The sequence below is a fragment of the Nocardia sp. NBC_01503 genome (genome assembly GCF_036327755.1).
GTDB lineage: Bacteria > Actinomycetota > Actinomycetes > Mycobacteriales > Mycobacteriaceae > Nocardia.
In genome coordinates this window covers 2,651,739-2,664,194 of record NZ_CP109596.1, presented here as the reverse complement: position 1 = coordinate 2,664,194, position 12,456 = coordinate 2,651,739, and the positions used below count along the sequence as shown (strand labels likewise).

General features: G+C 67.9%; 12 protein-coding genes. 6 read left to right on the top strand and 6 right to left on the bottom strand.

The features are described 5' to 3' along the window. Nucleotides 1-31: 31 nt before the first annotated feature. On the bottom strand, nt 32-1,801 hold the full coding sequence (locus OHB26_RS11950; protein WP_442942918.1) for a penicillin-binding transpeptidase domain-containing protein: 1,770 nt from the start codon (nt 1,799-1,801) through the stop codon (nt 32-34). 62 nt (nt 1,802-1,863) lie between these two features. On the opposite strand from OHB26_RS11950, the gene OHB26_RS11945 reads away from it, so the two are divergent. Together OHB26_RS11945 and OHB26_RS11940 are read left to right on the top strand one after the other, a co-directional pair. Then, nucleotides 1,864-3,762, top strand: a complete 1,899-nt coding sequence (locus tag OHB26_RS11945; protein ID WP_330184245.1) for a DUF6301 family protein — start codon at nt 1,864-1,866, stop codon at nt 3,760-3,762. Between the two features lie 25 nt (nt 3,763-3,787). Then, nucleotides 3,788-4,426 (top strand): class I SAM-dependent DNA methyltransferase, encoded by a 639-nt coding sequence (locus OHB26_RS11940; RefSeq protein ID WP_330184244.1) that lies wholly within the window; start codon nt 3,788-3,790, stop codon nt 4,424-4,426. On the opposite strand, the gene OHB26_RS11935 is transcribed toward OHB26_RS11940, so the two are convergent. After that, nucleotides 4,416-4,622, bottom strand: coding sequence for a winged helix-turn-helix transcriptional regulator (locus OHB26_RS11935; protein ID WP_330184243.1), 207 nt, complete (start codon nt 4,620-4,622; stop codon nt 4,416-4,418). The two genes, OHB26_RS11940 and OHB26_RS11935, sit on opposite strands and share 11 nt — an antisense overlap. On the opposite strand from OHB26_RS11935, the gene OHB26_RS11930 reads away from it, so the two are divergent. From OHB26_RS11930 to OHB26_RS11920, 3 genes are all read left to right on the top strand, one after another. Beyond that, nucleotides 4,621-4,836 carry a zinc-binding dehydrogenase gene (locus tag OHB26_RS11930; RefSeq protein ID WP_330185599.1) on the top strand — a complete coding sequence of 72 codons (216 nt, stop codon included), beginning with the start codon at nt 4,621-4,623 and terminating at the stop codon, nt 4,834-4,836. The two genes, OHB26_RS11935 and OHB26_RS11930, sit on opposite strands and share 2 nt — an antisense overlap. A gap of 93 nt (nt 4,837-4,929) precedes the next feature. After that, the gene (locus tag OHB26_RS11925) at nt 4,930-6,465 is read left to right on the top strand and encodes an FAD-binding protein (protein WP_330184242.1); all 1,536 of its coding nucleotides are present in this window, start codon (nt 4,930-4,932) and stop codon (nt 6,463-6,465) included. Between the two features lie 131 nt (nt 6,466-6,596). Beyond that, the gene (locus OHB26_RS11920; protein ID WP_330184241.1) at nt 6,597-8,171 is read left to right on the top strand and encodes a phytoene desaturase family protein; all 1,575 of its coding nucleotides are present in this window, start codon (nt 6,597-6,599) and stop codon (nt 8,169-8,171) included. Here the strand turns inward: OHB26_RS11920 and OHB26_RS11915 are convergent. Together OHB26_RS11915 and OHB26_RS11910 are read right to left on the bottom strand one after the other, a co-directional pair. Beyond that, nucleotides 8,152-9,069 (bottom strand): LysR family transcriptional regulator, encoded by a 918-nt coding sequence (locus tag OHB26_RS11915; protein ID WP_330184240.1) that lies wholly within the window; start codon nt 9,067-9,069, stop codon nt 8,152-8,154. The genes OHB26_RS11920 and OHB26_RS11915 overlap by 20 nt on opposite strands. 73 nt (nt 9,070-9,142) lie before the next feature. Continuing rightward, entirely contained in the window at nt 9,143-10,063 is a 921-nt protein-coding gene (locus OHB26_RS11910; protein ID WP_330184239.1) for a LysR family transcriptional regulator, read from the bottom strand. Nucleotides 10,064-10,264: 201 nt separating this feature from the next. On the opposite strand from OHB26_RS11910, the gene OHB26_RS11905 reads away from it, so the two are divergent. Further along, on the top strand, nt 10,265-11,725 hold the full coding sequence (locus OHB26_RS11905; protein WP_330184238.1) for a threonine/serine ThrE exporter family protein: 1,461 nt from the start codon (nt 10,265-10,267) through the stop codon (nt 11,723-11,725). Here the strand turns inward: OHB26_RS11905 and OHB26_RS11900 are convergent. Together OHB26_RS11900 and OHB26_RS11895 are read right to left on the bottom strand one after the other, a co-directional pair. Further along, a complete protein-coding gene (locus OHB26_RS11900) occupies nt 11,702-12,010 on the bottom strand; it encodes a hypothetical protein (RefSeq protein WP_330185598.1) in 309 nt (102 codons plus the stop codon). The two genes, OHB26_RS11905 and OHB26_RS11900, sit on opposite strands and share 24 nt — an antisense overlap. After that, nucleotides 11,968-12,321 carry a GDSL-type esterase/lipase family protein gene (locus tag OHB26_RS11895; protein ID WP_330184237.1) on the bottom strand — a complete coding sequence of 118 codons (354 nt, stop codon included), beginning with the start codon at nt 12,319-12,321 and terminating at the stop codon, nt 11,968-11,970. The genes OHB26_RS11900 and OHB26_RS11895 overlap by 43 nt, the downstream gene beginning before the upstream one ends. Between the last annotated feature and the right edge of the window lie 135 nt (nt 12,322-12,456).

Sequence of the window (12,456 nt, the reverse complement as noted above, 5' to 3'; positions counted from 1 at the left end):
TCGGGCGGGGAATCGTTACTGCGGCTACTGGTTAGTTCGCCCGGAGCATGCGCCCGGCGGCATCCACCGCGGGTGTCGAGGAGCCCGCGTCATTGATGAAAACGGCGAGGGCCAGGTCATCCTTGATACCGACGAACCAGCCGTGCGCGTGCTTGTCATCGATGAATTCGGCGGTGCCGGTCTTGCCGAGCATGCCCGGGATATCGGCCAGCTGGGTGGCGGTTCCGGAGGTGACGGTCTCGCGCATCATGGCTTTGATCTGATCGGCTATCCCGGCGGGCAGCGGCGCGGCGGCATGGTCGGGGGTGCCGGGCCGCCCCTGCACCAGCACCGGATTCGGCGGTGCGCCGTGTGCGATGGCGGCGGCGACCAGGGCCATACCGAATGGTGTGGCGGTGACCTTGCCCTGGCCGATGCCCTCCTCGACGCGCAGCGCGGGCGTATCGGCGACGGGCACCTTGCCGGTGACGGTGGTCAGCGCGGGCGTCACATAGTCAAGTCCCAATCCGAGCTGGCTCGCCGCATTGGTGAGCCCGTCCGGCGGCAGATTCACCGCGAGCCGTCCCATGGTCGTATTGCAGGACTTGGCGAAGGCGGTATGCAACGGCACACTGCCGAGGTCGAAGTTGTTGTCGTTGGGGATCTGCCGGCCCTCGATATTCTCGGTGCCCGGGCAGGGCAGCACGGTATCGGGCGTGACGGCGCCCGATTGCAGTGCCGCCGAGACGGTCACCGTTTTGAAGGTGGAGCCGGGCGGGTACAGCCCGGTGAGCGCGATCGGCCCCTGTGCGTCGGCGGGCGCGTTCTGCGCGATGGCGAGCACGTTTCCGGTGGAGGGTTGCAGCGCGATGATGGTGGCCGCCTGTGGAATCGGTGCGAGCGCGGCCTCGGCGGCGCGTTCCAGCGCGGGATCCACGGTGGTGCGAATGTCGTTGACGGGCTTGGCATCCTGGCCTCCGACGCGCTGTGTCCCGTCGGTGCCCTGTGCCCGTACGGCCCAGCCCGCGGCCGCGTCGGTCTCCTGCTGCCAGAGATCGGAGAGGCCGGACCAGATCGGTGAGGTGAGGGCGCGGTCGGTGGTGAGCAGCCGGGTCTGCGGTGCGAGCGTGACATTCGGCAGCGCCGCCAGCGCGTCCTGGATGGGTGCGATATCGGATGCTCGCAGAGTTACCGCGGTGATCGATTTACCTTGTGCGCCAGCGAGTTCCGAGTTCAGCGAAGCCGCGGTGATATCGGCGGCGACCGGCTGCAACAGCGCGGCGACGGCCGCGGTGTCCGCGCCGGGTGCGAGATTCACCAGCGTGACGATCTGCTGGGTCATGAATTCGCCGCCGGTGCTGTCCAGAATGCGAGCGGCGGGGGTCGGGCCGACCGGACTGTAGGACAGTGGCCCGATATCGAGTCCGGGTGCGACGGTGGCCGGATTCCAGTGCACCTTCCAGCCGTCGCCGGTGTCGTCGAGCTGTCCGGTGGTGGTGTACGTCCACTGATTGTGGCCGTCCTTACCGAGTTTCCAGTCCGCGGCGAGGGTGAAGGTGCCGCCGCCATCGGCCTTTTCGACCTTGTCGATCTGGAACTTCACGTCTTTGCCGAGCCCGTCGTACAGCCCGGTGAGTGCATCGGTGGCCTGTTTGCCATTGGTGGTGGCGGCGGCCGCGGCGGAGATGTCGTCGCGGGTGAGTGCGTCGGCGAAGGCGTTCGCGGCCTCCCGCATATGGTCGGCGGTTTTATCGCCGGAGCAGGCCGTGAGCGCCAGGCCCGAAGCGACGACCATTCCGAACAGTCTGGTACCCGTGCGCATTGGCCCGACGCTACCCGCCGATCGCTCGGTGGGCACGGACCCGCACAGCTACTGTCGCGGGCGTGGGTTTCGAGGTTCGGGTGGACAGTGCCGGTGCGGTGGAGATCGTGCGGGCCGCGGTGCGATTCGGCTGGAGCTGGGATGCGACCGATGTGCGCAGCTTCGCACGCCGGGTGGGCTGGGCGACCCCGGAGCCGGTGGGCACCATGCGCCGCGGCGCGGTCTTCTCTCGTACCGGCTTGGGCATCTGGTGGGATTCGGCCATGTTCTGGGGCAGTGGACGGCGGCTGCAGTATGTGCGGGTCGCGGTCTCGGATTGCCCCGCGGCCGGGAATCCCGCACTGCTCGCCGATGCCCTGGACCGGGTGCGCGCGGCGTTCATACAGGTGTGGGGTGAGCCCGAATCCGGTGCGGGACCTGATGACGGCCCGGCCTGGATCTTCCCGAATCTGCTGGCGGGCTTGGCGATCGGGCCCAATACCGTCGACCTCATGCTGGTGAATCCGCTGGACCAGCGCTTCTGGATGGATAAGCGACATGAGGGCGCGCGCAGGCGTGCCGGACTCGGCGGCTGGGGTCGCTTCACCGAGGATCTCGCCGACTATCTGGAGACTCTGCCCACCGATGCCCACCTGATGATCACCGCGCCCGGCGGCCGATACGTCCAATTCGCGGTGGAGCCGGGCGAATTCACCGGTGAGTTGAGCCGCAGTGAATTCATCGATCCCACTTGGCGTTACGGTGACGAGGTCGGCGATCTCCTGATCGCACAGGGCTGGACGCCCACCGAGGATGCGAATTGGCGGCGCCGACTGCCGCGCACCGCGGGCCGCACCGCCGTCAGTCATTTCGCGGCCCGCGCCGTCGAGGCGCTGCGCACCCTGGATGTCAAAGCGGTCACCGATCTGGTGGCCGATGCCTGGGTGGAGGGCGGCGAGGATCTGGATGTGGCGGCGCTGGGCATTCCCCCGCATACGACCGCCCGCACCCAGCGCGCCGAATTCCTGCGCAGCAACGCGCCCTACGGTTTCGATATCGGCCCACTGCGGGTGGATGTGCCGAGCGGTATCGATATCGCCCGCGCCGCCAGGGATTTCGACTGGACCTGGACCCGCGCCGATATCACCGCCTTCGCCGAGCGGATCGGCTGGCAGCTGGAGGGTGAGCCCGGCCCGTCCGATCGCGTGGTGCGGGTGAAAACCGCACTGCGCGTGGATCATTCGCAGGCCCGGTACTGCTACGACGGCGACCGGCTGGAGTCGGTCTGCATCACCCTGTCCGACAGTATCGAATCCCACCTGTACGAGCAGGGCCCGCCCGCCGAGGTGCGCGAACAGTTGACGGCCGCGGTGACCCGCGCGGTGGACGGTCTGCGCACCGAGTTCGGCGCACCCGTGCACGGTACGCTCCGGCAGGCGTTCGGCCCGGTCTGGTCGTCCCGGAATCTGTCCATAGGTGTTGTGCCGGATGACAATACGGTCGAACTGCACCTGGTGAATCCGGCCGAACGCGGCCGGCAGCTGATCATCGAACAGCAGCAGACCGCACGCCGCGCGGCCGAACGCGAATGGCGGCAGTTCTTCGACGATTTCGCGGCGGTGGCGGCGGAGCTGCCCGAGAACACCGCGGCCACGGTCGATGCCGGTGATCGCGGCACCGCGCACTTCCATCGCGATGCCGACGGCCTGCGGGTGCGATTGGACGCGGAGGCCGGTCTCGGCTTGCATCCGCGCATTACCGGGCTCATGCGCGCCAATGGCTGGCAGCGTCCGGACGCCGCCCGCCCGGTATGGCGGCACGGCCTGTATCAGCCCGCCCTGTACCGCGATTTCCGGCATTTCGTGGAGTTCGCGCTGTGGCCGCTGCGCACTCGGATGGGCCCGTACACGGTGCTGCGGGTGCGCGCGGGCGAGGAAGATCACGATCTGCGCACCCCGTCGACGGGGGCTACCGGCTTCTGACGGGCTCGGACCTAGAGTCACTGTCATGACCGAGATCGACGATGTCCGGGTGACCCGAGAAAGCTATGACGAGTTAGCGGAGCTGTACGACACCACATTTCGGCAGCCGATTCAGGAGAATCCCTTCGACCGGGCCATGCTCGATATGTTCGCGGCCGCGGTGGGCGATGCCGAGAGCGGACTGGTCGCCGATCTCGGCTGCGGTCCGGGCCGGGCGACGCGCTACCTGGATGAGCTGGGGCTGAACGTTTTCGGTCTCGACCTATCCGCGGAGATGATCGATCGGGCGCGGGCGGCCCTGCCGCATCTGCGGTTCGAGATCGGTTCCATGGAGAAGCTGGAGCTGGCGGACGAGTCGCTGGCCGGAATCGTGGCCTGGTACTCCATTATTCACACTCCCCCGCACCGAGTTCCCGCGCTGCTGAGCGAATTCGCGCGCGTGATTCGCCCGCGCGGCCACGCCCTCATCGCCTTCCAAGCCTCCGATGAGGCCCGGGGTATCCAGGAGTACGACCACAAGGTGGCCCCGTCCTATCGCTGGGCCCCCGATACGCTGGCCGCCACCCTGGAGGAGCTCGGCTTCACCGTCACCGCGCGCCTGTCCCGCATCGCGCTGCCCGATGAGCGCACCCCGCAGGGTTGTCTGCTGGCCGTCAGGAACTGAGCGGCTCCGGCTCCCGGGCCGCGCGCTCGTCGAATGCCGCTCGGGCCGCGTTGATTTCGTCCACATTCCGCAGCGCCCACTGCCCCATGGCGTGGGTCAGCCGCCCGAGATCGGCCCCGAGCGGGGTGAGCGAATACTCGACCCGGGGTGGCACGGTCGGGTAGACGGCGCGCCGCACCACGGACGGCCGTCTCATCGATGCCCAGCGCGAAGACACCCTCGATGATCCACGCTTCCACCGCCACTATGTGACCCCGTCCGGCGCCGATCTGCGCGAGATCACCGCGCTGATCGATCGTGGTGTGCTGCGCGCCGAGGTGGCCCGCGTGCTACCGCTCGCCGAGGCCGCGCAGGCGCATCGGCTGAGTGAATCCGGTCGGGTGCGCGGGAAGATCGTGCTGATTCCCTAGCCGGTTCGCCGGATTCCTGGCTATCGGGACATTCCGATGCGCCGCATACACTCCCGACCTACCGTCGAGCAGAGGCGATAGCAGGGAGTTGTGGTGACGTACTGGGACAATGAGGTCGATGTGCTGGTCGCCGGTTCGGGCGGCGGCCTGGCCGGGGCGTATACGGCGGCGCGCGAAGGGCTGACGGTACTGCTGGTGGAGGCCACCGAGAAGTTCGGTGGCACCACCTCGTACTCGGGTGGCGGCGGAATGTGGTTCCCGTGCAATCCGGTCCTGCGGCGCGAGGGTGTGGACGACACCATCGAGGACGCGCTCACCTACTACCGGGCGGTGGTCGGCGATCGCACGCCCGCCGAACTCCAGGAAGCGTATGTGCGCGGCGGCGCGAAGGTGATCGAGTATCTGGAGAGCGATCCGAGCATCTCGTTCCAGATGTTCCCGTGGCCGGACTACTACGGCAAGGCACCCAAAGCACGGCTGGACGGTAAGCGGCACATCATTCCGAAGCCCTTGGCCGCCAAGAAGCTCGGCAAGCTGAGCGAATCGGTGCGCGGGCCGCTCGGCACCGACCGCAATGGCGAACCCCAGCCGGATTATCTGATCGGCGGGCGTGCGCTCGTCGGTCGATTCCTGCTGGCCATGGCCGAGTACCCCGATGCCGCATTGCGCTTGAATACCGCGCTGGTCGAACTGGTCGTCGAGGATGGCGCGGTGGTCGGCGCGATTGTCGAGCACGAGGGTGAGCGCACCGCCATCCGTACCCGCCGGGGAGTCCTGTTGGCGGCGGGCGGTTTCGAAGGCAATGACGAACTGCGCCAGCGCTTCGGCGTGCCCGGCGTCGCGCGAGACACCATGGGGCCGTGGGGAAATCTCGGCAAGGCGCATGAGGCGGGTATGGCCGTCGGCGCGGATACCGATCTCATGGATCAGGCGTGGTGGTCGCCGGGTCTGATCCATCCGGACGGCCGCGCCGCGTTCGCGCTGTGGTTCACCGGCGGCATCTTCGTGAATCAGGCCGGTGAGCGGTTCGTGAACGAGTCCGCGCCGTACGACCGGCTGGGCCGGGAGATCATCGAACGGATGGACGACGGTTCGGTGAGCCTGCCGTTCTGGATGATCTACGACGACTCCGAGGGTGCGGTACCTCCGATCAAGGCCAGCAATGTGCCGATGGTGGAGACCGAGAAGTACGTGGAGGCGGGGCTCTGGCACACCGCCGACACGCTGGAGGAGCTGGCCGCGAAGATCGGCGTGCCGGGTGCGACGCTCGCCGCTACGGTGGCGCGGTTCAACAAGCAGGCCGAGGCGGGCGTGGACGAGGACTTCGGCCGCGGCGATGAGGCGTACGACCGCGCCTTCTCCAACGGTGCATCGCCTCTGGCCCCGATTGTGCGGGGACCGTTCCATGCCGCCGCCTTCGGCATTTCGGACCTCGGCACCAAGGGCGGGCTGCGCACCGACACGGTGGGTCGAGTGCTGACCGCGGCGGGCACAGCCATCCCGGGTCTGTACGCGGCGGGCAACACCATGGCCGCGCCGAGCGGCACCACCTATCCCGGTGGCGGCAACCCGATCGGTGCGTCGGTACTGTTCAGCCACCTGGCCGCGCTGGACATGGCGAGCCGCTGATACCCCCGTCATCCCGGCGCGTATTTGGCGGGGATCCACACTGTGGAGGCCAGCAGCTGCTGGGTGTGGATCCCGGCCAAAAGCATGCCGGGATGACGAGGGGGCGTGTCCCGCTGGCCTACAGTCGTTTCATGGGCGACGAGACGACTCCCGGTGTGCCCGCGCGGGCGCGATACGACGTGGTGGTGGTCGGTGGCGGCCACAATGGGCTGGTAGCGGCGGCGTATCTGGCCCGGGCCGGACGCTCGGTGCTGGTGTTGGAGCGCCAGGATCACACCGGCGGCGCGGCCGTCTCGTCCCGGGTGTTCCCGGGGGTGGACGCGCGGCTCTCCAGGTATTCGTATCTGGTGAGCCTGCTGCCGGAGCAGATCGTGCGGGAGTTGGGGCTGCGCTTCGAGACTCGGAAACGCCGGATCTCCTCGTATACGCCGGTCGGCGCGGGCGGGCTGCTGGTGGACAACGGCTCCGAAGCGCATACCCGGGCGAGTTTTCAACGAGTCACCGGCTCGGACAAGGACTTCCGGGCCTGGCAGGACTTCTACGGCCGCACCGCCGAACTCGCGAAGCGGGTGTTCCCGACGCTCACCCAACCGCTGCCCACCCGCGATGAAATCCGCCGCACGGTAGCCGATTCCGATATCTGGGAGTCGATATTCGAACGCCCCCTGGGCGAATGGGTGGAGCGGGAGTTCGAGGATGACACCGTGCGCGGTGTGGTCCTCACCGACGCCCTGATCGGCACCTTCACCCATGCCCACGACCCGGCACTGCTGCAGAACCGCTGCTTTCTCTACCACGTGATCGGTGGCGGCACCGGTGACTGGGATGTCCCGGTCGGCGGTATGGGCGCGCTGACCGACGCGCTGGCGACAGCGGCGCGCTCGGCCGGAGCGGAGATCATCACCGGGTGCGCCGTGACCCATCTCGAAACCGATGGCGGCACAGCCGAAATCGACTTCACAATCGAGGACCGCACGGGCACCGTCGCGGCCGCGAACGTACTGGTCAATGCCGCGCCCTTCGAGCTCGCGCGGCTGCTGGGCGAGACCGCCGAACGTCCGGAGGGCGCCCAGCTCAAGATCAATATGCTGCTGCGCCGCCTACCGAGATTGCGCGATACCTCGGTCGATCCGGCCGACGCCTTCGCGGGCACCTTCCATATCGCCGAGTCGAGTTCTCAACTCGCCCAGGCTTATCGGGAGGCCGCCGCCGGACAACTCCCCTCCGCCCCGCCCGCCGAGATCTACTGTCACACCCTGACCGACCCCTCGATCCTGTCGCCGGAGTTGCACGCCCAGGGTGCGCACACCCTGACGCTCTTCGGATTGCACACCCCCGCCCGGCTTTTCGAGGCCGACCCGGAGGGTGCGAAGGCTCGACTGGTCGAAGCCACGCTCGCCCAATTGGATTCGGTCCTGGCCGAACCGCTGCGCGACTGCCTGGCCCCGGATGCCGATGGCAGGCCCTGCCTGGAGGCCAAGTCCCCGGTGGATCTGGAGCGCGATATCGGCCTACCCGGCGGCCACATCTTCCACCGTGACCTCGAATTCCCGTATCTGCCAGCGGATTCCGACGACTCACCCGCCGCCCGCTGGGGCGTCGCCACCGCATATCGAAATATTCTGCTGTGTGGCGCGGGCGCGATTCGTGGCGGCGGCGTGAGCGGTATCGGTGGCCATAATGCCGCTATGGCGTTGTTGAGGTGAGCGGACTCTCCGCGCACGCCTGCACACAGCAGCGGATGAAATCCCGCACCACCGGCGGTGTCTCGGCGGAGGCGGGCCAGGCCACGGCGACCCGGCTGGGCCCGATACCGTGCACCGGCCGATAGGCGATACCGGGACGCGGGTAGTAGCGCGCCGATGAGGCCGGGGTGAAGCTGAGCCCGAACCCATTCGCGATGGCCGTCAGCCACTCATCGGTATTGCGGGCTATCGCCCCGATAACGGCCGTGTCGGCGGGCCGGGCATCCGTGCCGATCCAGAAGTCCCGCCACCAGCCATTTTCCGGCGGTGAGGCGACGAATGGCTCCTCCCAGACCGCCCGGAATTCGATCTCCCGCAAGGCCGCGAGCGGATGATCGGCGGGCAGTGCGAGCCAGCGTGGTTCGGTGAAGAGCTCCTGGACGCGATAGCCGTCATGTCCGGGGAAGGGCAGTCGCACCAGTGCCGCGTCCACATCCCCGTCGGCGAGTCCGGCGCTCGGATCGGTCCATCCGGTCTGCCGCATATCGATCCGCCACCCCGGATGCGCGCGCCGGAAGGCAGACACGATCTCGGGCGTGAATTCGTTTGCGGCGCTTGCGATGAACCCGATTCGCAGCACCTTGCCCGCCCGGCTCGCCCCGCTCTTGGTGTCGCGCAGCATGCGGTCCCAGCCGGCGAGCAGTACGGGTGCGTGCTCGGCGAAGACGCGACCGGGTTCGGTGAGCGTCATGCCGGTGCGGGAGCGCGTGAAAAGCTGCACGCCGAGCTGATTTTCGAGCTGTTTGATCTGTTTGGTCAGCGCGGGCTGGGATAGATAGAGCCGTTGTGCGGCCCGGGTGACATGCCCCTCCTCGGCGACAGCGACGAAGTAACGCAGCAGCCGGGTGTCGATGTCCATTCGACCAGGTTAGGAATGCGGGTTCCGGAGCCGAAATCCGGTGCCGCCGAATGCCGTGTCCGCGCCCGTACCGCTATGAGGTGCGGCGGCCGTCTCCGGCCTGCTGTCCCATGATGTCGGTGCAGCACCGAATGAAGTACCGCACAATGGGATCGGCCTCGGAGGCGTCCGGCCAGACCAGCGCCACCCGGGTCTGTCCGATGCCGTGTACGGGCCGGAACACCACGCCGGGGTAGGCATTGGTGGCGGCGGTGGAGGCCGGGGTGAAGCTCACGCCGTAACCGTTGGCGATGGCGCGCAGCCACTCCTCGGTATTGCGGGCGATGGCGCCGATGATGGCGGTATCGGCGGGCCGGGAGTCCAGGCCCATCCAGTAATCGCGCCACCAGCCGGTTTCCGCGGGTGAGGCGACATAGGGCTCATCCCAGAGTTCCCGGAAGGCGATGTCCTCACGTTCGGCGAGCGGATGATCGTCCGGCAGCGCGATCCAGCGCGGTTCGGTGAAGAGTTCGCGCACGTAGTACCCGTCCTGGCCGGGGAACGGTAGTCGTAGCAGTGCCACGTCCACATCGCCCTCGTCGAGTCCGGCGGTGGGGTCGGTCCAGCCGCCCTGGTGGATATCGACCTGCCAGTCGGGGTGCAGTCGATGGAAGACGCGGATGATCTCGGGGATATGCCCGTCGGCGGCGCTGTTGACGCAGCCCAGGCGCAGTAGGCGGGCGGCGCGGCTGGCATCGCTCTTGGTGTCGCGCAGAATGTGGTCCCAGGTACCGAGCAGTCCCGGAACCCGTTCGGCCAGCACCTTTCCCGCCGCGGTGAGGGTCCAGCCCGCGCGGGAGCGGATGAAGAGTTCGACGCCGAGCTGCTGTTCCAGCTGTTTTATCTGGGTGGCCAGGGCCGGTTGGGCGACATGCAGCCGCTGCGCCGCCAGCGGCAGGGACTCGGTCTCCGCGACCGCCAGGAAGTAACGCAGCAGTCGCGTGTCGATATCCATGCAATCAGGTTATGGACGGCGCAACCCGTAGGCACATCCCGGCGTCATCGGCCGGGACGGCCGGGGATGCTATTCGCGGTTCCGGCACAGTGCCCATGCTCGCAGATGACGGCCGTGAGGCGAACCGGATTAGTCGAAGCGGGAGAGCTAGGGTGAGTTAGCCAAAAGCTTGCTGTCTCGGTTCCGGGCGGAAGGAGGCAGGTGAATCCCACCGAACCCGAACAACATCAGCCCCAGCACCGCATGGTCCCGGCCCCGCGCCCCATGAGCGGGCGGCTCTACGGCGCCACCCGCCGCGCCGCCGGTTCCATGGATCGCTGGCTGCGCCGGGTCAGCGCCGTTCCACTCGATCCGCCCGAGGACGCGCCAGAACCCGAGGAGCCGCCCGTCTCGGCCGATCTGCTCGATCTGCTGCGGCATATGGGTGTCGCGCTCATCGCCTCCGGTGAGACCACCAATCAGGTGCAGCGCATTCTGGATGATCTGGCCCGCCGCTACGACGCCGACGAGGTGCACTTCTTCGTCCTGCCCACCGGCATCTTCGTGCGCGTGCACGATTCCCGCGGGACAGCCGTCGACCTGCTCGATGCGACCGTGGACACCCTGCGGCTGGATCAGATCGCCGCGCTCTACAAACTCATCGACGAGATCAAACACAAGGTGCCCGCGCCGACCAAGGCCACGCTCGCCCTGGCGAGGATTCTCGATTCGCCGCCGCCGACCGCGGTGTGGCTCATGCTGCTCGGCAATGTCGTGCTGACCACGGGCCTGGGTCTCATGCTCAATCCGACCGCCGACGCGCTGCCGGGCTACATCGTGATCGGCCTGGTGGTGCAGTCGCTGATCCTGCTCGCCGACCGTATGCCGCTGATCTCACTGGGCCTGCCGGTGCTCGCCGGTGGCACGGTCACGCTGCTGGCCTTCGGTTTTCCGCACGCGCTGGGCGGCGGCAATCCGCAGCAACTGCTGGTGCCGGGCGTCTCGACCCTGCTGCCGGGCGCGACGCTCACCAACGGCTCCATCGAATTGGCGACCGGTTCGATGGTGGCGGGCGCGAGCCGCACCATCTACGGCTTGAACAAACTGCTGCTGCTGGCCTTCGGCGTGCTCATCGGAGTGCAGCTGCTCGGCTCGCAGCGCATCGATCCGCCCGAGCACCTGCACCAATTGGGTTGGTGGGCACCGGTTCTCGGGGTGCTGCTGATCGGGCTGGGGCATTCCTGGCGGGCCAGCGCGCCACCGAAATCGCTGCCCTGGCTGCTGGTGGTGCTGTACGCGGCGTTCGCGGCGCAGCGGCTCGGTGTGCAGATCGGCGGTGGCCTGCTGGGCTCGTTCCTGGGCGGCATGGTGGCGGTGCCCGCGGCATATCTGGTGCAGCGCAATCGAAATGCCCCGCCCACTCAGGTGACGTTCCTACCCGCCTTCTGGATGCTGGTGCCCGGCGGTATCGGCTTCGCCGGGGTGTCACAGCTGGTGGCCGAGTCGAATGCGAACGGTCTGCACGTACTGGTGACGACCACGCTGACCGTAATGGCCATCGCGCTGGGCGTACTGGTCGGCTCGGGCCTGGCGACCCGGCGGCCGCCGCAGATCACCCCGATGGTGGAGCAGTTCCTCGGCCCGGACACCGGGCGGCACTCAGCGGACCGTAGGAAGCTCTGAACCGGGAGCGGCCAGCCACAGCAGCCAGTGCGGTGCCAGCAGCGCGGCGAATTCGTCATAACCGGGTGCGTCGGGGTGGTAACCATCGGTGGCGGCGACCTCGCGCATCCAGATCGGATTCTCCCGCAGTGGTTGGTGCGCACGCAGATACGGCGTCTCGAGGCCGTCACAGACTTCGGCGAAGCGGGCATCCAGAGCCAGCAGCCGCCCATTGTGATCCTCGTCCACATTCGGCGGGGGCGCTACCACCAGGGCCCGCCAGCCCTTTCCGCGGACCCCGCGCAGTATCGCGGTGAGGTTCTCGACCGAGTCGGCGGGATCGACGCGGGGCGGCCGTTTTCGAGCTGGGTGTCATTGACACCGGTGGAGATGACCACCCGGCAATCGGCTCCGGCGGGCAGTCGAGGCGTGCATTCGGCCTCCCAGCGGCCGCGTAGCTCGGTGCTGTTCTCCCGGCGAACACCGAGGTTGTAGTAGCTCAACGGCTGTCCGGCGGCGGCCCGGACCGCGAGGCGGCCCGCCCAGCCCAGACATTCGCGATCACCGATCCCCGCGACGAACGACTCACCCAGAAAGCACACACGGAGATCAGGCACCACGGGCAGATACTTTCACGGCCATCCGAAGATCACGCGACGAACCCGTTAAGCAGGAAAAACAGATACGACATATCGGCGTGGCGGGCGGGGTCGTCCCGATCGGGGTACGCGACGGGTTACGGTAACCGGCGG

Bases quoted from the DNA above. Each gene is read 5' to 3' on its own strand.
- OHB26_RS11950 (WP_442942918.1), bottom strand. From the start codon at position 1,801: ATGCGCACGGGTACCAGACTGTTCGGAATGGTCGTCGCTTCGGGCCTG.
- OHB26_RS11940 (WP_330184244.1), top strand. From the start codon at position 3,788: ATGACCGAGATCGACGATGTCCGGGTGACCCGAGAAAGCTATGACGAG.
- OHB26_RS11935 (WP_330184243.1), bottom strand. From the start codon at position 4,622: ATGAGACGGCCGTCCGTGGTGCGGCGCGCCGTCTACCCGACCGTGCCA.
- OHB26_RS11920 (WP_330184241.1), top strand. From the start codon at position 6,597: ATGGGCGACGAGACGACTCCCGGTGTGCCCGCGCGGGCGCGATACGAC.
- OHB26_RS11915 (WP_330184240.1), bottom strand. From the start codon at position 9,069: ATGGACATCGACACCCGGCTGCTGCGTTACTTCGTCGCTGTCGCCGAG.
- OHB26_RS11910 (WP_330184239.1), bottom strand. From the start codon at position 10,063: ATGGATATCGACACGCGACTGCTGCGTTACTTCCTGGCGGTCGCGGAG.